This window comes from Parageobacillus thermantarcticus (assembly GCF_900111865.1).
GTDB lineage: Bacteria > Bacillota > Bacilli > Bacillales > Anoxybacillaceae > Parageobacillus > Parageobacillus thermantarcticus.
On sequence record NZ_FOJS01000003.1, the window covers coordinates 80,171 to 101,706 of the forward strand.

Here is a 21,536-nt window from a genome sequence, read left to right on the forward strand (position 1 = left end):
AGATCAATCGAGCATCGTTAGTAGTTTGTTGGCAAAACCTTCATCGATCACTGCAACAACGACGCGGGCGTCTTTACCGATCGCGTGCCCGAGCGTATAACGATCAGACACTTTGCGAAGCGGAACACCGTATGAAGAACATTTATCTTTAATTTTTTTCGTTGTATTTTCTGACGCATCCTCCGCTAAAAGCACGAGCTTCGCCCTTCCGTTGCGAATTTCTTTGACCGTCAGCTCCTCGCCTGAAATTACTTTCCGCGCTCGATTCGCCAGTCCTAATAATGATGCCCACCGTTCATTGCTCATTTCGAGCTGCCGTCTCCTTTTCCGCTAACTGAAGCAATTCGTCATACAGCGAATCCGAAATTTCCGTCTTTAAATGATGGGCTAAAACGTTTTTCTTTTTCGCTAATAAAATGCATTCTTTATCTAGCGTAATATACGCTCCACGTCCCGCCTTCTTCCCAGTTGGATCAATCGAAACTTCTCCATCTTTAGAGCGAACGATGCGCACCATTTCTTTTTTTGGCTTCATTTCTCCAGTCACGACGCACTTTCGCATTGGCACTTTCTTTTGACCAGCCATGTCGCTACCCCCTCACTCGATTTTCTCATCTTGCAAATCGAATGATTGGTTGCTGTCATTTTCATTATTGATCGGCGTTTCTTCCGAATCAAGCAAAGTGGATTGCGCGTACGGATCGATTCCCAGTTCTCTCGCTTCCGATTCGCTTTTAATATCGATTTTCCAATTTGTTAGCTTCGCGGCGAGCCGGGCGTTTTGCCCGCGTTTGCCGATCGCTAGCGACAGCTGATAATCCGGCACGATCACCGTCGTCGCCTTTTGTTCTTCGTTGACGATCACACGCAGCACTTTCGCCGGGCTTAATGCGTTCGCGACAAACTCAACAGGGTCTGCAGACCAGCGGACGATATCAATTTTTTCCCCGTTTAGCTCATCGACAACCGCTTGAACGCGCTGTCCTTTTGGACCAACGCAAGCGCCGACCGGATCCACTTCCGGATTGTCAGAATGCACCGAAATTTTCGAGCGGTCCCCCGCTTCGCGGGCAATTGATTTAATTTCGACCGTGCCGTCGTAAATTTCCGGAACTTCTAGTTCAAAAAGGCGCTTCAACAGCCCCGGATGGGTGCGCGATACAAAAATTTGCGGTCCTTTCGTCGTTTTTTCTACTTTTGTTATATACACTTTAATGCGGTCGTGCGGTTTGTACGTTTCGTTTGGCATTTGTTCACTCGCCGGCAAGAGCGCTTCCGTCTTGCCGAGACTGACGTAAACAAAGCGAGGATCAATACGTTGAACAATCCCTGTCATAATATCTTCTTCACGGTCGACAAACTCCGCATAAATAACGCTTCTTTCCGCTTCGCGCACCCGTTGCGTAACGACTTGCTTCGCCGTTTGTGCCGCGATGCGTCCGAAATCTCTCGGCGTTACCTCCAACTCTACGACATCGCCGATTTGATAGTTTGGGTTGATACGTTGCGCCTCTTCTAAAGAAATTTGCAGACGCGGATCATTTACTTCTTCCACTACTTCTTTACGCGCAAATACGCGGATGGTTCCTGTTTCCATGTTCAAATCCACCCGTACGTTTTGCGCTTGACCGAAATTGCGTTTATACGCGGAAATAATTGCTGCTTCAATCGCTTCCATCACAACTTCTTTGCTAATGCCTTTTTCGCGGATAATATCCGCTAAGGCATCGAGTAATTGCGTATTCATGAAACGAAAATCCCCCTTTTGCCATTAAAAAAAGATAACAGCAAGTCTTGCGCTCGCCACTTTCTCATACGGAATATCGATTGTTTTCTTGCGAGTTTTGTCTTTCACAGTGACGGATACTGTTTTTCCGTCAAAACCGGTCAGTTCCCCTTCAAACTCCTTTTCTCCATCAATTGGTTCATATGTTTTAATATATACATTTTTCCCAATCGCTTTTGTAAAATCAGCAGGCTTCTTTAACGGCCGTTCCGCCCCGGGTGAAGAAACTTCAAGAAAATAGTTATGCGGGATCGGGTCGACTTCATCCAATTTCTCGCTTAACTTTTCGCTTACGACCCCGCATTGCTCAATGTCAACCCCTTCATCAGAGTCGATAAAGACGCGCAAAAACCAATTTTTCCCCTCTTTTACATACTCGATATCGACAAGTTCTAAATCCATGTCGGCAAGAATTGGCGTGACTAGTTCTTCTACTATGCTCGTCACCTTTTTGCTCATTCTTTTCCTCCTAACATAGAGAAACTGCGTCGCTCGTTATAACGAGAAAATCCCCTGCAAATTTGCGGGGAATGAAAAGCAATTGGCATTCATTCAAGACGAAAGAGTGGGTTTCCCCACTCTTCCCTTACCCATTATCTTTGCCATTTCCACTAAAACTATAACATATTGGAAAATATATTGCAATGGGAAAACGCGATTCTCGCTTCACTGTATCATCCAATTCCTAACGAGTTAGCTGCATTTTGGATCGCGCGAGTTAGCCCGCCGCGCTTTCTATGGCAAATATTGCGGCAATCGTTCAAACGAAACTAGCCAAGTTTAAAATAAAGAAAGCTGATTATGATCTGGCAGCGAATCAAGGCAGCCGCGGCTTTCTAAATATTCGATGAGCGTCTTTGACAGTTTTCCGCGCTGCTGCAAATCTTCTTTTGATAAAAATTCCCCTTCTTCGCGGGCGCGGACAATGTTGAGCGCCACGTTCGTCCCAAGGCCCGGGATCGCGTTGAACGGCGGAATAAGCGAATTGCCGTCAATGACAAATTCGGTCGCCTGCGAACGGTAAAGATCAATGTTTTTAAACGAGAAGCCGCGTTCGCACATTTCCAAAGCAACTTCCAATACCGTCAACAAGCTTTTTTCTTTTGCCGTCGCGTTCAACCCTTTCGCGTTTATTTCTTCAATGCGTTTGCGAATCGCCGCAGATCCTTTAATCATCGCATCCAAATCAAAATCTTCCGCGCGCACTGTAAAGTAAGTGGCATAGTACAAAAGCGGATGATGCACTTTAAAGTAAGCGATGCGGACCGCCATTAACACATATGCGGTAGCGTGCGCTTTCGGGAACATATATTTAATCTTTTTGCATGATTCAATATACCATTCCGGCACGTTATGTTTGCGCATCTCTTCTTCGAATTCCGGCGTTAACCCTTTTCCTTTCCGCACCGATTCCATAATTTTAAACGCAAGCGACGGCTCGAGTCCGCGATAAATTAAATAAACCATAATGTCGTCGCGACAACCGATTACTTCGGAAAGTGTGCAAGTACCGTTTTGAATTAGCTCTTGAGCGTTTCCAAGCCAGACATCCGTTCCGTGGGAAAGTCCGGAAATTTGCACGAGCTCGGAAAAGGTTTTCGGCTTCGTTTCCTCAAGCATCTGCCGGACAAAACGCGTCCCGAATTCCGGAATGCCGAGCGTGCCGACATTGCACATAATTTGTTCTGGCGTGACGCCAAGCGATTCGGTGCTGCTGAAAATTTTCATCACTTCCGGATCGTCCGTTGGAATCGTTTTTGGATCGATGCCGCTTAAATCTTGAAGCATGCGGATGACTGTCGGATCGTCGTGCCCAAGAATATCGAGCTTCAAAAGATTGTCATGAATCGAATGGAAATCAAAGTGCGTCGTGCGCCATTCGGAACTCGTATCGTCAGCTGGATATTGAATCGGCGTAAAATCGTAAATGTCCATATAATCCGGAACGACGATGATGCCGCCTGGATGCTGCCCTGTCGTTCGCTTCACCCCGGTGCATCCCGCGGCAAGGCGGTCGATTTCCGCACTGCGCAGCTGCAAGTTCAAATCGCTCGCATATCCTTTGACAAAACCGTACGCCGTTTTATCGGCGACAGTGCCGATCGTTCCCGCACGGTATACGTTATCTTCCCCGAACAGCACTTTCGTGTAGTTATGGGCGCGCGGCTGATATTCGCCGGAGAAGTTCAAGTCGATATCCGGAACTTTGTCGCCTTTAAAGCCAAGGAACGTCTCAAACGGAATATCGTGCCCATCTTTTTTATATTTCGTGCCGCATTTCGGGCAGTTTTTATCGGGCAAGTCAAATCCGGAACCGACCGAGCCGCCGTTGAAAAATTCCGAGTGCTTGCAGTTCGGGCAGACGTAGTGCGGCGGCAGCGGATTGACTTCGGTAATTTCCGTCATCGTCGCGACAAACGAAGAACCGACCGAGCCGCGCGAACCGACAAGGTAGCCATCATCGAGTGACTTTTTGACAAGCTTGTGAGAAATTAAGTAAATGACGGCAAAACCGTGTCCAATGATGCTCTTTAATTCTTTTTCCAATCGCTCTTCGACAATTTTCGGAAGCGGATCGCCGTAAATTTCTTTGGCACGGCGGTAGCTCATTTCGCGAATTTCCTCTTCCGCCCCTTCGATGCGCGGCGTATACAGCTTGTCTTTAATCGGCTTCACTTCGCCGATGAGATCAGCGATTTTTTGCGTATTCTTAACGACAATTTCTTTTGCTTTTTCTTCTCCTAAAAAGGAGAAACATTCGAGCATTTCGTCGGTCGTTCGGAAATAGACGTCCGGCAACTCATAGCGGTTGAGCGGATTTGCCCCGCCTTGGGAATGAATCAAAATTTTTCGGTAAATTTTGTCTTCCGGGTTTAAATAATGCACATTTCCGGTCGCAACGACAGGAATGTTTAATTTTTCCCCGAGCATGACGATCTTACGGATAATTTCCTTGATCATATTTTCATCTTTGACGTAATCCATTTCAATCAACGGTTTGTATACTTCCGGCGGATGCACTTCGAGAAAATCGTAAAATTTCGCGATTTCCTCGACTTCTTCCGGTGCTTTTTGAATCATATTGTCAAACACTTCGCCTTTGTCGCAACCGGAACCGACTAAAATGCCTTCGCGGTGCTGCTGCAGCACCGAGCGGGGAATGCGCGGAACCCGATAAAAATATTTCACGTGCGATAAAGAAACGAGCTTGAACAAATTTTTTAGCCCAACGTCATTTTGCGCAAGCAGCGTCACATGGAACGGCCGGGAGCGCTGGTACGACACTTCTTCCTTCGAACGTTTGTTTAATTCATCATGATATAAAATTCCCCGTTCTTGCGCGTCTTTTAACAGCCGCATCAGCAAATATCCGGTTGCTTCGGCATCGTAAATCGCCCGGTGATGCTGCGTCAACTCAATGTCGAATTTTTTACAAAGCGTGTTCAAGCGATGGTTTTTCAAATCCGGATATAAAAACCGCGCCAATTCAAGCGTATCGATAACCGGATTCGTCACTTTGCCAAGGCCGATTTTCGCAAAACCAACATTTAAAAAACCGATGTCAAAACTAGCGTTATGCGCGACAAGGACGCTGTCGCCAATCCAATCGTAAAACTGGCGCAGCACTTCTTCCACATCTGGGGCGTCTTTCAGCATGTCATCGGTAATTCCTGTCAGCTCGATCGTTGTCATTGATAATGGATGGTGCGGGTTGGCAAACGATGTGAACCGGTCGATAATTTCGCCGTCTTTTACTTTCACCGCGGCAAGTTCAATAATCGTATTATACACCGCCGACAACCCGGTCGTTTCCACGTCAAACACGACGTACGTATCTTCGGCAAGCAAACGATGCGCTTCATTGTAGGCGATCGGCACGCCATCGTCGACAATGTTTGCTTCCACGCCGTACAATACTTTCATGCCATATTTTTTTGCGGCGCTGTACGCTTCCGGAAACGACTGCACGACAGCATGGTCCGTAACGGCAATCGCCGGGTGGCCCCATTTTTTTGCCTGTTCAATGAGCTTCGTAACAGACGTAACCGCGTCCATTTGGCTCATTTGTGTATGCAAATGAAGTTCCACCCGTTTTTCCCCTTCCGGAGCGGTATCTTGCCGTTCTTTCGCCTTCACCTCATTAATATCATTGGCGATCAGCACAAGGTCGCGGACAAACGTATCGTTTTGCACGCTTCCTCTTACTTTCACCCACATCCCTTTTTTTACATCCGCCATCAGTTCGGCATCCTCTTTATCGCGCGAAAACATTTTCACTAAAATCGAGTTTGTGTAATCGGTAATTTTTAACGTTAATAACGTCCGCCCGCTTTTTAATTCTTTTGCCTCAGCATCAAACACATATCCTTGCACGACGACGCGCCGTTCTTCTTCCACGATGCTGTCTAGCGTGCGAACTTCCTCGTCCTCTCTAATCGGATAGCCGATAATAAGCGGTCCCGTCGGTTCATCTGCCGCCGGCTCTTCTTTCGTTTCTTTCGCCGTCATCTCCGTTAACGCCGCTAAAGCGCGCTCGGCGTCTTCTTGCTGTTTTTGCGCCAAAAATTGCGCAAAATCTTTTTCCGACTGTTTGACTTCCGTTTCCAGCTGCAAAGGCGGGAAACCGAACGACTGATATACTTCAGCCATTCTTTTGGCAAAACGCCGCTTCACCGCCATTGCTTCTGCCTCATTGTGGGCGATCACATACAGTTTATTTCCTTTTACGCTCGGAACTTGCTCATGAAGCAGCGACAAAAGCGGGGAAGCCCCTTCTTGCAGCTCTTGCAAACAGTGCGTCCAATAATCGCGGACATCGGATTCCGTAAAATGCGAATCCATTGTTTGAATGGTATATTTCACGTTGGCGATATGATGAAACGCATGAACAAGCTTTTGCGTAAACAGCTGATAAACGCGGTAAGGCAAAATTTTCGGCAGCAAAAAATAAAAATGCCAACATTTTTTCTCCTTTTCAATGACAAGTTTTTGAATACCAGCTTCCAAGAAATATGGAACCAATTCGTCTGACGTCAATTCAAGCTGCTGCAACAACACTTGAAATCGCTCTTTTTGCTCGTTCGTTAACATGACGTCGATCCTTTCCCCTCTCAAAATGGTACATGTTCGCTCTTAATTACATAATAACAGAAGGGCTGTCTGAAAAGTAACATTTCTACTTTTCATCAGCACAGCCCTAGAAAATTTCCGCAATTTATTTTTGTAAAAGGCGTTGAATCGTGTCAATCAGTTCATGGACAGGCACTTCCGTTGATTCGCCTGTTTGGCGCACTTTTACTTCCACGATTCCTTCACTAGCGCGCTTCCCGACTGTCACCCGAATCGGGATCCCGATTAAATCGCTGTCGGCAAATTTGACGCCGGCGCGCTCCGGACGGTCATCATACAATACTTCAAAGCCGGCTTGTCCCAATTTTTCATACCACTCGTCGGCGAGCTGGCGCTGCTCTTCATTTTTTGCATTCGCCGTGATAAGGTGGACGTGGAACGGAGCAACCGCCGCTGGCCAGACGAGACCGTTTTCGTCAGCAAACTGCTCGGCAATCGCCGCGACTAGCCGCGAAACGCCGATTCCATAGCAGCCCATGATCATCGTTTGCGAACGTCCATTTTCATCCAAATAAGTTGCGTTCAACGCTTCGCTGTAACGCGTGCCCAATTTAAACACGTGGCCAACTTCAATGCCGCGGGCAAAGCGGATCGTGCCTTTTCCATCCGGAGACGGATCTCCTTCTTGAATAAAACGCAAATCGGCATATTGAGAAACGGTAAAATCGCGCTCTGGATTGACGCCAATATAATGATAGCCTTCCTCATTCGCTCCACATACGCCATTGACGATCGCTTTTACGGCATGATCGGCAACGACGGTGACGGATTCGCCAACGCCGATTGGCCCGAGCGAGCCGACTTCGCAGTTCATCACTTGCTTCGTTTCTTCCGGCGACGCAAGCTCGACGACGGATGCGTCAAACAAGTTTTTCACTTTTACGTCATTTGCCTCATGGTCGCCGCGGACGAGCACGAGCACGTAACGGTCATCGACTTTAAACAGCAATGATTTAATGCATTTTTCCGGTACGACCTGCAAATACGAAGCTACTTCCTCAATCGTTTTTTGCCCCGGCGTATGCACTTTCTCTAGCTCGCGAAGCGGTTCATCGCTTTTTTCATATGTAGTAATGACAGGGGCCATTTCAATGTTCGCCGCGTAATCGGAAGCGTCGGAATAAGCGATCGTATCTTCGCCGATTTCGGACAAGACCATAAATTCGTGCGTGTCTTTTCCGCCGATCGCTCCGGAATCGGCAATAACGGCACGGAAATTTAAACCGCAGCGGCGGAAAATGTTCGAATACGCTTCATACATCTTATTGTACGTTTCGTCCAAACTTTCCTGCGACGTATGGAACGAATACGCGTCTTTCATAATAAATTCGCGGCCGCGCAATAAACCGAAGCGCGGACGTTTTTCATCACGGAATTTCACTTGAATTTGATAAAGCGTAAGCGGCAAGCGTTTATATGATTTCACTTCGTCACGCACAAGCGTCGTAATCATTTCTTCATGCGTCGGCCCGAGCGCAAAATCGCGTTCATGCCGATCTTTCAAGCGCATCAGTTCCGGACCGTACGAATACCAGCGGCCGGATTGCTGCCATAATTCTGCTGGTTGCAGCGCCGGCATGAGCAATTCGATCGCTCCGGCGCGATTCATTTCTTCGCGAATAATCGCCTCTACTTTTTGTAATACGCGCTGCCCAAGCGGCAAAAACGTGTATACGCCGCTGGCGCTTTGCCGGATAAACCCAGCGCGCAACAACAGCTGGTGGCTTTTCACTTCCGCGTCTGCAGGCACTTCCCGCAACGTTGGAATAAATGATTGGCTTTGTCTCATTTTCTTGCACCTCTTTTTCTCTATCTCTTTTTATAGGAAAAACTTTTGAATGTCATTCCATGTTACGACAAGCATCAACAACATTAAAAGGGCGAAACCGATAAAGTGCACGATTCCTTCTTTTTGCCGGTCAATCGGCTTACCGCGCAGCGCTTCGATGGCGAAAAAGAGCAACCGCCCGCCATCAAGCGCAGGAAGCGGCAATAAGTTGACAATGCCAAGGTTAATGCTTAAAATCGCTCCCCATTTCATTAAATAGTAAATTCCCGATTGCGCCACTTTGCCGGTCGAAACGGCAATGCCAACAGGGCCTGAAAGCATATCGAGCTTAAATTGGCCAGTGACTAACTGTCCGAGACCGACAAGAATTTCTTTTGTCCAGTAGTACGTTTCCATGATCCCTTGTTTTAATGAGCCAAAAACCGATTTTTCCATCGGCTGGTACGCACCGATGAGGCCGATCGTTTCTCCCTGCACTTTTTTCGCCTCAGGCGTTACAACGATGTCCATCACTTTTCCATCTCGTTGTATTTTAAAAAGCAATTCTTCTTCCGGATGGGCGCGAATAATATTCACCACTTGCGTCCACGTTTTGACCGGTTCATTATTGATCGAAAGAACGATATCCCCTTGCTGAAGGCCAGCTTCCCGCGCCGCGCCTTCTTTTGTCAGTTCGCCGATGATCGGTTTGTCGACCGGATATCCTTGCAGCAAGCCGATGAGCAAAAACACGACAAACGCCAGCACAAAATTCATAAGCGGTCCCGCCAAAATCGTCATCGTCCGTTGCCCTAGCGTTTTTGCGACAAATTGGCGATGGTATGGGGCTATTTGGATTTCTTGGTGATTGACGACGAAAAAGGCAGGCTCATTGACAGAAAAGCGTTCGAGCCGTTCCTCATTTTGCTCGACATAGCCGGTAATGTACATATGATGTTCCAAATCCGCTTGTTCAACCTCAATGATTTTCGCGTTTGGATAGTTGTCTTTATGGTTGACAACAATTTTATCGACGTTGCCGTTTTTGTCTAATACTAACCCGACAACTTGCCCCGGCTTAATTTCGATCATTTCCGGATCTTCGCCGGCCATGCGGACAAAACCGCCCAACGGAAGCAAACGAATCGTATATACGGTTTCGTTTTTCTTAAACGAAAATACTTTTGGACCGAAACCGATGGCAAACTCACGGCATAAAATCCCCGCGCGTTTAGCGAAAATCAAATGACCAAGCTCATGGAAAAACACAAGTGCGCCAAAAATAACGATAAACGCAATGATCGGTTCCAATGTTTCAACCACCTTTTTCATAGTAGTGACCGCACGTACTGACGCGTCTCCGCATCAATTTCGCGAATCTCCTCCAGCGACGGCTCTTTGACAAGCTTATGCCGCTCCAACGCACGTTCAATATATTCTTCAATAGCAAGAAATGCGATGCGACCTTGCAAAAAGGCGGCAACCGCTTCTTCGTTTGCGGCGTTTAACACCGTTGGCAGCGATCCACCTACTTTTCCTGCTTCATATGCCAACCGCAAGCAGCGATAACGGTCGAAATCCACCCGCTGAAAGTGTAATGCACTAATTTCCGCTAAGTCAAGCGGCTTGGCTTTTATAAGCGGTAAGCGTTCAGGATATGTTAAAGCGTATTGGATCGGCACGTGCATATCCGGCATTCCGAGTTGGGCAATGATGCTTGTGTCGCGAAACTGAACGAGCGAATGAATGATGCTTTCACGATGCAATAACACATCAATTTGCTCATATGGAAGCCCGAAAAGCCAATGCGCTTCAATCACTTCCAGTCCTTTATTCATCATCGTCGCCGAATCGATCGTAATTTTTGCTCCCATCGACCAGTTCGGATGGCGCAACGCTTCTTCCACCGTGACATTTTTTAATTCTTCCCTCGTTTTGTCGCGAAAACTGCCGCCAGATGCTGTTAAAATAATTTTCTCCACATTTTTCTTTTTTTCTCCTTGTAAACATTGAAAAATTGCCGAATGTTCGCTGTCCACCGGCAGCAACGAAACGCCGTGTTTTTTGGCGGCCGCTGTCACAATATGCCCCGCGGTCACCAACGTTTCTTTGTTCGCTAGCGCAATCGTTTTGCCAGCCTCAATCGCCCGCAGTGTCGGAACAAGTCCGACGCTTCCGACGACGGCTGTCACAACGATGTTCGTTTCTGGAAAAACGGCTGCTTCCGTTAAACCATCTTCACCATAAACGATCTTCACTTTTCCTGCATATTCGCTGCGAAGCTGATCATACGCGTCCGCATCGGCGACAGCGACAAGCCGGGGGGCAAATTCTTCAATAATCGCTCGTGCCATGTCCACATTTTTTCCAATCGATATTGCCGTTAGTTGAAATTGATCCGGATGCAAGCGAATGATATCCAACGTCTGCGTGCCAATGGAGCCGCTCGCTCCTAATATGCTAATATATTTCAATCCCTTCACTCCTAACTCCCTTATAACACGACATTCATGAAAACAGATAAAATCGGCGCAATGAACAATAAGCTATCAAAGCGGTCTAAAATGCCGCCATGCCCCGGCAAAATATTTCCTGAATCTTTTACGCCATAATGCCGCTTAAATGCGGACTCGACTAAATCACCCAACTGCCCAAACACGGAAAGAACGATCGTCAGCGCAATGAGAATGCCGAAGCTGTCAAAAAGGTTTGTACACAGTTGGTACACAATAGCAACAATGACGGCGCAAACGATTCCGCCAATCGAACCTTCCACCGTTTTGTTTGGGCTAATTTCCGGCCAAAGCTTGCGTTTTCCCCACGCCCGGCCGATAAAATACGCCCCGATATCCGTCGCCCAAATCGTAAATAAAGCATACACCATATACGCCAAGCCAATAAAGCGAATTTCCATAAAATAATAAAATCCGAAGCCAACGTATAAAATAGATAAAAATAGAAATCCCGCCTCGTCGAACGTAAACGCGTTTTTCGTTACCACTGTATATACGAGCAACAATAATACAGCGAGGACGAACAATTCGCTTTTCGTTACGTTTAAAGATTCGAGCCAATGGGCGTATGTGTTCGGAATCAGAAGCGCCCATAAAAGCAAGAAACCAATGATTCCTTCCGGCGAAAACGCGCGGAGACGTTTCATCCGTAATAATTCAAACAGCCCAATGGTTGCTAATATATATGTTACTATTATAAACGGAAATCCGCCAAAAATCACAATCGGCAAAAACAACGCGGCGGCGATAATACCAGTAATAACTCGTTGCTTCATCTCGTTTAAACTCCTCCAAAACGGCGATTGCGCTTTTGAAATGCGGCAATCGCTTCTAATAAATGTTGTTCCGTAAAATCCGGCCATAATACATCCGTGAACCAAAACTCTGTATACGCAAGCTGCCATAACATAAAATTGCTTAAACGTATTTCTCCGCTTGTGCGGATAAGCAAATCCGGATCCGTTAAATCTTTTGTCATCAAATACGAAGACACTAACTCCTCCGTAATTTGTTCCGGAGATAACCGTCCGTTTTGAATTTCTTTGGCAATCTGCTGCATCGCATATGTAATTTCCGCGCGGCTCCCATAGTTTAAGGCAAAGTTCAAAATCAATCCTGTATTGTCCTTTGTTTCATGAATCGCCTTTTCCACCGCCCGCCGTGTATGTTCAGGAAGCTGTTCCGTATTCCCGATCACGCGTACGTTTACATTTTCTTCAATTAATTCCGGAAGAAACGTCGTTAAAAATTGTTCGGGAAGCTTCATCAAATACTCTACTTCGCTTTTCGGGCGCTTCCAATTTTCAGTCGAAAACGCATATAATGATAATATTTTAATGCCAAGTTCGTTAGCAAAACGAGTAATTTTGCGAACGACTTGCATTCCTTCGTAATGGCCCGCCGCCCGCGGCAAGGCCCGCTTTTTCGCCCATCGTCCATTGCCATCCATAATGATGGCGACATGCTTTGGAATCGGATGTTGCAATATATCCTCTTTTGTGTAAACAAGAGGAGAGGATGATTCATCCTCTTTATTTTTCCAAATTTTATTAAACATACTAGTCCTCCATATGATGATATTTTATTATTAATGTACCATGCGACTAGCGATTTTTGGAACAAACATTTTTGCTTTATCTACTTTCCTGTTTCATTGCCTTTCCATTATAGCAAAAAAACCCTCCATGAATATAGAGGGTCTTTTTCGTTTCATCACACTTCCATTACTTCTTTTTCTTTTTCTTTCGTAATCTCATCGATTTTTGCGACATGTTTATCTGTCAGCTTTTGAATATCGTCTATATAGCCACGCAGCTCATCTTCTGTAATTTCACCATTTTTCTCCAGCTTTTTCAACTCATCATTCGCATCGCGGCGAATGTTGCGCACAGCAACTTTCGCGTCTTCGGAATATTTTTTGACAAGCTTCACCAGCTCGCGGCGGCGTTCTTCCGTTAACGGCGGAATCGCAATGCGAATGACTGATCCGTCGTTAGACGGGGTTAATCCTAAATCGGAGGATAAAATCGCTTTTTCAATATCTTTGATAATGGATTTATCATACGGCTGAATGACAAGCAACCGCGCTTCCGGAGCGCTAATACTTGCTAGCTGGATAATTGGCGTCGGTGCGCCGTAATAATCCACCGTTATTTTTTCCAATAAGCTCGGATTGGCCCTTCCTGCACGAATCGTTACAAGTTCACGAGTAAACGCCTGGACGGCCTTATCCATTTTTTCCTTTGCAGTATTGATGATTTGCTGTACCATCGCTATTTCCCCCTCACGATTGTTCCAATATTTTCACCAAGAACGGCTCGTTTTATATTGCCTTCTTCCATAATCGAAAAAACAATTAGCGGAATGTCGTTATCCATGCATAACGAGGAAGCAGTGGAGTCCATTACTCCCAATCCTTGCTTAATGACATCTAAATAAGATAATTCATCATATTTCACCGCATTTTCATCGATTTTCGGATCAGCGCTATATACGCCATCAACGTTGTTTTTCGCCATTAGAATAACGTCTGCTTCAATTTCAGCAGCGCGCAACGCCGCCGTCGTATCTGTCGAAAAGTACGGATTCCCCGTCCCTGCCGCAAAAATGACGACGCGTTTTTTTTCGAGATGACGAATGGCTCTTCTTCGTATGTAAGGTTCAGCCACTTGCCGCATTTCAATCGATGTTTGCACTCTCGTCTCGACGCCGAGATGTTCGAGGCTATCTTGAAGAGCAAGCGAATTCATGACCGTTGCGAGCATTCCCATATAGTCCGCCGTCGCACGGTCCATTCCCATCTCGCTGCCCGTTTTTCCGCGCCAAATGTTTCCTCCGCCAACAACAACGGCAATCTCCACGCCAAGCTCGGCAACTTCTTTTATTTGTTTCGCAATCGATTGAATAATGGCAGGGTTAATGCCAAATCCTTGTTCCCCTGCTAACGCTTCACCGCTTAATTTTAGCACAACGCGCTTATACTTTGGTTTTTCCATGTCGAACCTCCATGCAGCTGATTAGGAAAAGCGAAACGCTAAAATGGGCAAAAAACATCGCACCACTTTTGGAAAATCGTGATGCTATATTTTGAAAAATAGGGAACACGGTGTGTGTTCCCTATAGACTTCGCTCATTGCTTTCTCATTTGGTTCATTACTTCTTCGGCAAAGTTGTCTTGGCGTTTTTCCATTCCTTCGCCAACTTCATAACGAATAAATTTTTTCACTGTCGCACCGTTTGATTCAACATATTGGCGTACTTTTACATCTGGATTTTTCACGAACGCTTGCTCTAACAAGCAAACATCTTCGTAAAATTTGTTTAAACGGCCCTCTACGATCTTTTCTACGATATGTTCAGGTTTTCCTTCATTTAATGCTTGCTGTTTCAACACTTCCCGTTCACGATTCACTTCTTCTTGCGGCACTTGATCGCGAGAAACGTATTTCGGACGCAATGCGGCAATATGCATCGCAACATCTTTCGCGACTTCTTGGTTTGTTGTTCCTTCTAATAATGTTAATACACCGATGCGTCCGCCCATGTGTAAGTACGCGCCAAACACCTCATTGTCGCCTTTTTCCACTGTTTCGAAACGACGCAACGTCAATTTTTCGCCAATTTTTGCGATCGCGGCATTAATGTGATCTTGAACCGTTGTTCCGTTGTCCATTGTTTGCCCAAGCGCTTCTTCGAGCGTGGCAGGCTTATGTTTTAACAAATGGGCGGCGAGCTCTTTCACTAGCGTTTGGAACGCTTCGTTTTTCGCTACGAAATCCGTTTCTGAGTTTACTTCTAAAATAACAGCGCTGTTGCCGTCGACTTCGATGAGCGTCGTTCCTTCCGCAGCGATGCGATCCGCTTTTTTCGCCGCTTTCGCGATTCCTTTCTCACGAAGCCAATCGATCGCTTTTTCCATATCGCCGTTTGTTTCGGTGAGCGCTTTTTTGCAATCCATCATCCCCGCGCCCGTTTTTTCGCGTAATTCTTTTACCATTTGTGCTGTAATCGCCATAAATAAAAATCCTCCTTTAAACTCGCATATATGTATCATTCGAGCGAAATTTCGCCCTCTTCCATACCTATTAGTATAGCCAACAACGGCTGATTTCTGTCTCAAAAAAAGGTGATAAAAGGCTTTCCCCTCTTATCACCTTTCGCAAAAACACGTTACTCAGCAGCGACGACCGCTTCTTCGCCCTGTTTTGCTTCCAACACCGCGTCGGCAATTTTGGAAGTAAGAAGTTTTACGGCGCGAATCGCATCGTCATTCGCTGGAATGACATAGTCGATTTCATCCGGATCGCAGTTTGTATCGACAATGCCGATAATCGGAATGTTTAATTTGCGCGCTTCCGCAACCGCGATGCGCTCTTTGCGCGGATCGATGACAAACAATGCGTCCGGCAATTCTTTCATCTCTTTAATGCCGCCTAAAAATTTCTCTAGACGTTCTTGCTCTCTTTTCAAGCGGATGACTTCTTTTTTCGGAAGTACGTCAAAGATGCCGTCTTCCTCCATTTTTTCAATTTCTTTTAGACGTTTAATCCGCTTTTGAATCGTTGCGAAGTTGGTTAACGTGCCGCCTAACCAGCGTTGATTCACATAAAACATGCCGCAACGTTCTGCCTCTTCTTTCACGGACTCTTGCGCTTGTTTTTTCGTACCGACAAACAAAATTTTACCGCCGTTCGCTGCTAATTCTTTTGCAAAATTATATGCTTCTTCCATTTTTTTGACGGTTTTTTGCAAGTCGATAATATAAATGCCGTTGCGTTCTGTGAAAATATATTTTTTCATTTTTGGGTTCCAACGGCGAGTTTGATGTCCGAAATGAACACCTGCTTCAAGCAATTGTTTCATGGAAATAACTGACATTATAGCTCCTCCTATTTATTTGGTTTTCGTTCCTCCGCCCATATCATTTTTAAGCAAGACTGACAAAGTCAGCACCGTTGCTTAAATCCATGAGCGTGTGTATTCACACCACGTAAAAATATATCATAACTACCTACGACAATCAAGCGATTATTTGCCTACTTTTGGCGAAATTTTAACAACAGCTCGATTTCCGTTTTTCCTTTTTTTAAAATTTTCGCGATTTCTTCAATCGTTTTTCCTTGTTCATAAAGCTTCCACGCCTCGTCGGCGAGCGAAGGAGGAGCTGCTTGCTGGCGTATATCAACGATGTCTTTCACATCGCCGACGTTAGGAAAATAGTCAGGCAGCTCTTCCTCTTTTGCCGATGTCTCCTGGGCGATAGAATGGTTTTTTTTCACATCTTCCTTAGAACGATTGCCCATCATGTCGGATAGTTTTTTTAGAAAACGCTCGTTTTCTTCTTTCCATTCTAATAAATAGGCGGAAAACGTTTGCTCCATCTCCTCTGTCATTTGTTGCTGATGCTTTTCTGTTTCCTTCACTTTCGATAATTGTAAATAAAGCAAAATAATCAGAAACAATGAAAGCGCATGAAGTACAAAACTAATAACAAGCAGCAGTGCAATCATCGAATCCCTCTATCCTACAATGTCAATGGTTTTTCCTTTATATGGATGAATATGTTGCTTGTTTCGCTCACGACCAATGTTGGCGCTCGTGCGCTTTTCTGTCACTTGTCTTCGCGCTCGCTCCATTTGCTTTTTTGTCGCTTCAGCAATCTGCGATTGTGCGAGCTGCGGATAATAATGAACATCGTTTTGAATTTTTCCGGCATCATACGTTTTTGGCAGAGCGATTTGCAATTCGACTAATTTCATATCCATATTATCCCACTTCCTTTTTCGGCTAAAGCGCCTGTTCCAAAATTTTGCGCAACTTAAAAATCGCTTTGGAATGAAGCTGGGAAATTCTTGAGGTGGAAAGTCCTAAAATTTCTCCGATTTCCGTAAAAGTAAGTTCTTCTTTATAAAACAAGCTAATGACAAGCTGCTCTTTTTCGCTTAGCTGCTGAATGACTTCCGCTAATTTTTCGTATAATTCCTGTTTTAAGACTTCTTCCTCCGGAGAAGGCGTTTTTTCATCGCGAATCGCTAAAAGCGCGCTTTCTTCTTCCTCATTTTCCGCAGCAACATGTTGAAAGGATAAGACATTTGCAAAAAAATTCTCATTTACTATCGTATATACTTCCGCTTCTGCGATCCCTAATTCATCTGCGACTTCTTTTGCAGTAACGGACCGCATGTAGCGCTGTTCCAGCTTTTCGATCGTCTCTTCAATTTTTTTCGCTTTTTCCCTTATGCTGCGCGGAAGCCAATCTTCTTTGCGGAGTCCATCGAGAATCGCGCCGCGGATGCGAAACGAAGCGTACGTGTCAAACTTTAAATCACGGGAGGGGTCAAATTTTTCGAGCGCGTCGTAAAGTCCGATTAATCCAAGGCTGATCAACTCTTGTTTGCTAATATTTTTCGGCAGCGACGCAGCGATTCGTTGAACGTGATAATGAACAAGCGGCATATATATTTGCACGAGCTTATTTCCAGCTTGTGGATCACGGTCATATATCCAACGATCCCAATATTTACGCTCTTCTCCTGCTAAAACGTTCGTCATGTGATTCCACCTCATTCTCTACAAAATGCCGCTGTTTGTTATAATAATACCATTCCTTTCGGCGATAAATCACCAATCCGTTTCATCATATTTCCTTAACCCCTTGATTTACTGTGCGAATCGATAAAACAGTCGTTTTCGGATTAAATTCGATCGTCCGCCCGCTGCTACCACCGACGTCTTCCGCAACGATTGGAATATGGAACCGGTTCAGCTGCTGTCTAAGCGCCTCAACGTTTCTTTCTCCGATTCGCATCATATCCGTACTTTTGGACGAAAAGGAAAACATTTGCGCCCCACCAGCCATTTTCGCCTTTAGCATCTCCCTTCTTCCTCCCGCCCGGACAACGAGACGGATTAACGCTTCAACTGCTGTATCCGCATATTTTGCAACATTAATCGTTTCCGATCTCGCCATGGAAGAATCAGGAAGCATCACGTGTGCCAATCCTGCCACTTCTTTTAAATGATCAAAAATCACGACGCCGACACATGATCCCAATCCAGATGTTCGTATTAAATTTGGCGCATGCACAACGTTCATATCGGCAATGCCGACTTTCACTACATGAACAGTTTCACTCACGAAAGATCCACACCTAGCGCACGAAAAATGGAAGCGAACGAATCTGGATCAGGAAGCAAGAAAAAATGACCATTGACGCTGTCTTCCGGGCGTCGCTCATCATACAAAGCCGTATCGATAAGAATGGCGTAATCGCCAGCGCGAGACAATTCGAGCAACCCATATTGCAAAATCGCTCCGATCATATCAATGGTCAACATCGGAACAGACGGATAAAGGGTTAAATTCGTAAAATCAGCCAATGCGGAAAGATAGGAACCGGCAAGGATATTTCCCAGTTCTTGCAGCGCTGATTGTCCCAGTTCTGACAGATGTCCATTCAACGTAACCGTTTCATCACCTGTCATTTGCCGGATAAATCGCTCCGCCTGCGGCAACGAAAGCACGAAAAACATATTTCCTGGCGCATCCCCTTCAATGCGCAAATATACGCATGCCACTACTTGCTCCGCGCCCCCGATCAGTTCCATCATTTCATTAAATGCCGCAATTTGCACGTGCGGCACAGTCATTTCAATTTTTTTATTCAATAGTTTGGACAATGCGGTCGCTGCGTTTCCCGCCCCGATATTGCCGATTTCTTTTAAAATATCAATATGAGTGCCACTTAATTTATTAATATGTTCCATCAACTAGCAACCCCTCCCCCGAATGAACACGAAACGTCATGATGAACGTCTTTCAGTCCCAAGCACTTTCTCTAAATTTAACAAAATGAGCAATCTTTTTCCCACTTTTGCCACCCCATGAATATAATCCGCTTCCACAGCTTCAATCGTTTCTGGTGGCGGTTCAATGCTTGAAGCTGGTACATCGAGCACATCGCTGGCGGCGTCGACAATCAACCCGACTTCTATATCTTGAAGCGCAACGATAATAATCCGCGTTTGTTCGGAATAAGGGACAGACGAAAAACCAAATCGCTCCCGCAAATCAATAATCGGCGTCACTACGCCGCGCAGATTAATCACACCTTTCACATAATGCGCCGTACGGGGAACGCGAGTAATATGCTGAACTTTTTCAATGGAACGAACGAATTGAACAGGGAGCGCATATTCTTCATTTTTCAACTGAAAGACAATGACTTTCAATTCTGACTCTTGAACGGTAGCCATGTTTCTTTCCTCCTTTCGGTCAAAGCGTCGTCTATTTAATTAATGCATTGCAATCGATAATCAGCGCCACTTGCCCATCGCCCAATATCGTTGCGCCAGAGATGGCAAACACGGAAGTTAAATAGTTCCCTAATGACTTTAATACAACTTCCTGCTGCCCGATGAATGAGTCAACAACGAGACCGGCCATTTTTTCTCCTTTGCGAACGATGACAATTGAAACAAATTCTTCCTCTTCCGCAACAGTCGGTATTTCAAAAATTTCTTTCAAAAACACAAGCGGGACAACTTTTCCGCGAAAATCAATGACTTGCTGATTATGTGCGTGAAAAATGTCTTCTTTTTTAATGATCGCCGTTTCAATAATAGACGACAACGGAATCGCATATTTTTCTTGTTGAATTTCCACAAGCAATACGGAAATAATCGACAATGTCAGCGGAAGCTGAATGGAAAAGAGCGATCCTTTTCCTTCCTCGGAATCTACTGTAACCGTGCCGCCAAGCGATTCGATCGTGCTTTTAACAACATCAAGCCCGACGCCGCGCCCGGAAATATCGGAAATTTTATCCGCTGTCGAAAAACCGGGAGCGAAAATAAGTTCATATATTTGTTTATCCGTTAAATTTTCGGCATTTTGTTTAGAAACGACACCTTTATCGATCGCTTTTTGCAACACTTTATCGCGGTTAATGCCGGCGCCATCGTCTTCTATCTCAATAAACACATGATTGCCGCTATGATATGCTTTCAGCTTGACCGTTCCTTCTTCCGGTTTGCCGCTTGCCCGGCGCACATCCGGCGTTTCAATGCCATGATCAATCGCATTGCGGAGAAGGTGAACGAGCGGGTCGCCGATTTCGTCAATCACCGTGCGGTCAAGTTCTGTTTCCGCTCCGATGATTTCTAAATTTACCTTCTTCCCTAATTCGCGCGCCAGCTGGCGAACCATGCGCGGAAAGCGGTTAAACACCGTTTCTACCGGCACCATGCGCATATTTAAAATAATGTTTTGTAAATCGCTGGAAATGCGCGACATTCGTTCCACCGTTTCGTGAAGTTCCGGATGGTTCAATTCCCGGGAAATTTGTTCCAAGCGCCCGCGGTCGATGACAAGTTCCTCGAATAAGTTCATTAAAATATCGAGGCGTTCGATATTGACGCGAATCGTTTTATTCGCTGATGCAGAATGTTTTGTCGCTGCGTTCGGCTCAGAACCTTTCTTTTGTTTTTGCTGCTGTTTTTTCTCCTCGGTTTGAACCGTCGCCGCTTCTTGCTGCTTTGCTTCTGCTTTGGCGGCTTCAGCAACGCTTGCTTTCTTCCGCTCCTCAACATCAAACGGCACGACGTCTACTTCTTCAATCTCAGAAACTTTCATAATCCGCTCGCGTAACTCTTCAGCTGATTTTTTCGATACAACGGTTACGATGAATTCTTGGTCAAATTGCTCCTCTTCCAGCATCTCTACAGGCGGATTCGATTTAATCACTTCTCCCGCTTCGTTTAACGCTTCAAAAACCATAAACACGCGCGCCGCTTTCAATAAACAATCGGCTCGCAATTTAACGCGTATTTCGTATGCGAAAAAACCTTGCTCTTTTGATTGCTGCAACACATTGTACTCAAATTCTCCGTAAGTTTGCGAAAGCGATGTAGAAGAAGGGCTAGGCTGCTCTGTTACTAATTCAGTTGGTGACTCTCCTCGTTCAATTCGCTTTAATTGTTCCACGATTTCTTCTACGTCACGCTTACCATCGCCGCCCTCGGCAATGGACGTAATCATCGCTTCCAAATGATCAACTGCTTGAAAGACGACATCTAGTATTTCCGAAGTAACGGTAATTTTATGATTGCGGATCCCGTCAAGCACATTTTCCATTTGATGGGTCAAATTCGCTAAATCCTCAAACCCCATTGTCGCAGACATTCCTTTCAGCGTATGCGCTGAACGGAAAATTTCATTTACAATCGACATGTCTTCAGGCGCTTTTTCCAATTCTAGCAGCTGTTCATTGATCGTTTGCAAATGCTCTTTACTTTCGTCAATGAAAACTTCTAAATATTGGCTCATGTCCATCGCCTT

The 21,536-nt window shown here is 45.5% G+C and carries 21 protein-coding genes; all 21 read right to left on the reverse strand.

What is annotated here, in order from left to right:
* Window positions 1-3: 3 nt before the first annotated feature.
* The 21 genes from BM278_RS03575 to BM278_RS03675 all read right to left on the reverse strand — a co-directional run bounded on the left by BM278_RS03575 (window position 4) and on the right by BM278_RS03675 (window position 21,530).
* Entirely contained in the window at window positions 4-306 is a 303-nt protein-coding gene (locus BM278_RS03575) for a YlxQ family RNA-binding protein (protein ID WP_090947990.1), read from the reverse strand.
* Complete coding sequence (rnpM, locus tag BM278_RS03580) at window positions 296-586, reverse strand: RNase P modulator RnpM (RefSeq protein ID WP_090947991.1); 291 nt, start codon at window positions 584-586, stop codon at window positions 296-298. The genes BM278_RS03575 and rnpM overlap by 11 nt, the downstream gene beginning before the upstream one ends.
* 12 nt (window positions 587-598) lie before the next feature.
* Entirely contained in the window at window positions 599-1,747 is a 1,149-nt protein-coding gene (gene nusA / locus BM278_RS03585) for a transcription termination factor NusA (RefSeq protein ID WP_090947992.1), read from the reverse strand.
* A gap of 24 nt (window positions 1,748-1,771) precedes the next feature.
* Entirely contained in the window at window positions 1,772-2,245 is a 474-nt protein-coding gene (rimP, locus tag BM278_RS03590) for a ribosome maturation factor RimP (protein WP_090947993.1), read from the reverse strand.
* 321 nt (window positions 2,246-2,566) lie between these two features.
* On the reverse strand, window positions 2,567-6,877 hold the full coding sequence (locus tag BM278_RS03595; RefSeq protein ID WP_090947994.1) for a PolC-type DNA polymerase III: 4,311 nt from the start codon (window positions 6,875-6,877) through the stop codon (window positions 2,567-2,569).
* Window positions 6,878-7,001: 124 nt separating this feature from the next.
* Window positions 7,002-8,705, reverse strand: a complete 1,704-nt coding sequence (locus tag BM278_RS03600; protein WP_090947995.1) for a proline--tRNA ligase — start codon at window positions 8,703-8,705, stop codon at window positions 7,002-7,004.
* Window positions 8,706-8,735: 30 nt separating this feature from the next.
* On the reverse strand, window positions 8,736-9,995 hold the full coding sequence (gene rseP, locus BM278_RS03605) for an RIP metalloprotease RseP (RefSeq protein WP_090947996.1): 1,260 nt from the start codon (window positions 9,993-9,995) through the stop codon (window positions 8,736-8,738).
* A 17-nt stretch (window positions 9,996-10,012) separates the two neighbouring features.
* On the reverse strand, window positions 10,013-11,158 hold the full coding sequence (gene dxr, locus BM278_RS03610; protein WP_090947997.1) for a 1-deoxy-D-xylulose-5-phosphate reductoisomerase: 1,146 nt from the start codon (window positions 11,156-11,158) through the stop codon (window positions 10,013-10,015).
* A 20-nt stretch (window positions 11,159-11,178) separates the two neighbouring features.
* The gene (locus tag BM278_RS03615; RefSeq protein ID WP_090947998.1) at window positions 11,179-11,973 is read right to left on the reverse strand and encodes a phosphatidate cytidylyltransferase; all 795 of its coding nucleotides are present in this window, start codon (window positions 11,971-11,973) and stop codon (window positions 11,179-11,181) included.
* 5 nt (window positions 11,974-11,978) lie between these two features.
* Window positions 11,979-12,755 (reverse strand): isoprenyl transferase, encoded by a 777-nt coding sequence (locus tag BM278_RS03620; protein ID WP_090947999.1) that lies wholly within the window; start codon window positions 12,753-12,755, stop codon window positions 11,979-11,981.
* Window positions 12,756-12,910: 155 nt separating this feature from the next.
* Window positions 12,911-13,468: a ribosome recycling factor gene (frr, locus tag BM278_RS03625; protein WP_090948000.1), complete on the reverse strand. Its 558-nt coding sequence runs from the start codon at window positions 13,466-13,468 to the stop codon at window positions 12,911-12,913.
* 2 nt (window positions 13,469-13,470) lie between these two features.
* A complete protein-coding gene (gene pyrH, locus BM278_RS03630) occupies window positions 13,471-14,193 on the reverse strand; it encodes a UMP kinase (RefSeq protein ID WP_090948001.1) in 723 nt (240 codons plus the stop codon).
* Between the two features lie 134 nt (window positions 14,194-14,327).
* Window positions 14,328-15,212, reverse strand: a complete 885-nt coding sequence (gene tsf, locus BM278_RS03635) for a translation elongation factor Ts (RefSeq protein WP_090948002.1) — start codon at window positions 15,210-15,212, stop codon at window positions 14,328-14,330.
* 155 nt (window positions 15,213-15,367) lie between these two features.
* Window positions 15,368-16,075 carry a 30S ribosomal protein S2 gene (rpsB, locus tag BM278_RS03640; protein ID WP_090948003.1) on the reverse strand — a complete coding sequence of 236 codons (708 nt, stop codon included), beginning with the start codon at window positions 16,073-16,075 and terminating at the stop codon, window positions 15,368-15,370.
* Window positions 16,076-16,233: 158 nt separating this feature from the next.
* Window positions 16,234-16,707, reverse strand: coding sequence for a hypothetical protein (locus BM278_RS03645; RefSeq protein WP_090948004.1), 474 nt, complete (start codon window positions 16,705-16,707; stop codon window positions 16,234-16,236).
* Window positions 16,708-16,716: 9 nt separating this feature from the next.
* Window positions 16,717-16,962, reverse strand: coding sequence for a hypothetical protein (locus BM278_RS03650; protein ID WP_090948005.1), 246 nt, complete (start codon window positions 16,960-16,962; stop codon window positions 16,717-16,719).
* A gap of 22 nt (window positions 16,963-16,984) precedes the next feature.
* Entirely contained in the window at window positions 16,985-17,749 is a 765-nt protein-coding gene (locus tag BM278_RS03655; RefSeq protein WP_090948006.1) for a FliA/WhiG family RNA polymerase sigma factor, read from the reverse strand.
* An 85-nt stretch (window positions 17,750-17,834) separates the two neighbouring features.
* Entirely contained in the window at window positions 17,835-18,293 is a 459-nt protein-coding gene (locus BM278_RS03660; protein ID WP_208601741.1) for a chemotaxis protein CheD, read from the reverse strand.
* Between the two features lie 38 nt (window positions 18,294-18,331).
* Window positions 18,332-18,964, reverse strand: a complete 633-nt coding sequence (locus tag BM278_RS03665; RefSeq protein WP_090948008.1) for a chemotaxis protein CheC — start codon at window positions 18,962-18,964, stop codon at window positions 18,332-18,334.
* Window positions 18,965-19,000: 36 nt separating this feature from the next.
* On the reverse strand, window positions 19,001-19,453 hold the full coding sequence (locus tag BM278_RS03670; protein ID WP_090948009.1) for a chemotaxis protein CheW: 453 nt from the start codon (window positions 19,451-19,453) through the stop codon (window positions 19,001-19,003).
* Between the two features lie 31 nt (window positions 19,454-19,484).
* Entirely contained in the window at window positions 19,485-21,530 is a 2,046-nt protein-coding gene (locus BM278_RS03675; protein ID WP_090948010.1) for a chemotaxis protein CheA, read from the reverse strand.
* Window positions 21,531-21,536 lie beyond the last annotated feature (6 nt).

Excerpts from the sequence above, each read along its gene's own strand:
- BM278_RS03650 (WP_090948005.1), bottom strand. The coding sequence starts at position 16,962 with ATGGATATGAAATTAGTCGAATTGCAAATCGCTCTGCCAAAAACGTAT.
- frr (WP_090948000.1), bottom strand. The coding sequence starts at position 13,468 with ATGGTACAGCAAATCATCAATACTGCAAAGGAAAAAATGGATAAGGCC.
- tsf (WP_090948002.1), bottom strand. The coding sequence starts at position 15,212 with ATGGCGATTACAGCACAAATGGTAAAAGAATTACGCGAAAAAACGGGC.
- BM278_RS03645 (WP_090948004.1), bottom strand. The coding sequence starts at position 16,707 with ATGATTGCACTGCTGCTTGTTATTAGTTTTGTACTTCATGCGCTTTCA.
- BM278_RS03660 (WP_208601741.1), bottom strand. The coding sequence starts at position 18,293 with ATGAACGTTGTGCATGCGCCAAATTTAATACGAACATCTGGATTGGGA.
- BM278_RS03655 (WP_090948006.1), bottom strand. The coding sequence starts at position 17,749 with ATGACGAACGTTTTAGCAGGAGAAGAGCGTAAATATTGGGATCGTTGG.
- BM278_RS03620 (WP_090947999.1), bottom strand. The coding sequence starts at position 12,755 with ATGTTTAATAAAATTTGGAAAAATAAAGAGGATGAATCATCCTCTCCT.
- BM278_RS03670 (WP_090948009.1), bottom strand. The coding sequence starts at position 19,453 with ATGGCTACCGTTCAAGAGTCAGAATTGAAAGTCATTGTCTTTCAGTTG.
- nusA (WP_090947992.1), bottom strand. The coding sequence starts at position 1,747 with ATGAATACGCAATTACTCGATGCCTTAGCGGATATTATCCGCGAAAAA.
- rnpM (WP_090947991.1), bottom strand. The coding sequence starts at position 586 with ATGGCTGGTCAAAAGAAAGTGCCAATGCGAAAGTGCGTCGTGACTGGA.
- BM278_RS03665 (WP_090948008.1), bottom strand. The coding sequence starts at position 18,964 with ATGGAACATATTAATAAATTAAGTGGCACTCATATTGATATTTTAAAA.
- rpsB (WP_090948003.1), bottom strand. The coding sequence starts at position 16,075 with ATGTCAGTTATTTCCATGAAACAATTGCTTGAAGCAGGTGTTCATTTC.
- BM278_RS03675 (WP_090948010.1), bottom strand. The coding sequence starts at position 21,530 with ATGGACATGAGCCAATATTTAGAAGTTTTCATTGACGAAAGTAAAGAG.
- BM278_RS03595 (WP_090947994.1), bottom strand. The coding sequence starts at position 6,877 with ATGTTAACGAACGAGCAAAAAGAGCGATTTCAAGTGTTGTTGCAGCAG.
- pyrH (WP_090948001.1), bottom strand. The coding sequence starts at position 14,193 with ATGGAAAAACCAAAGTATAAGCGCGTTGTGCTAAAATTAAGCGGTGAA.
- BM278_RS03600 (WP_090947995.1), bottom strand. The coding sequence starts at position 8,705 with ATGAGACAAAGCCAATCATTTATTCCAACGTTGCGGGAAGTGCCTGCA.
- BM278_RS03575 (WP_090947990.1), bottom strand. The coding sequence starts at position 306 with ATGAGCAATGAACGGTGGGCATCATTATTAGGACTGGCGAATCGAGCG.
- rimP (WP_090947993.1), bottom strand. The coding sequence starts at position 2,245 with ATGAGCAAAAAGGTGACGAGCATAGTAGAAGAACTAGTCACGCCAATT.
- BM278_RS03615 (WP_090947998.1), bottom strand. The coding sequence starts at position 11,973 with ATGAAGCAACGAGTTATTACTGGTATTATCGCCGCCGCGTTGTTTTTG.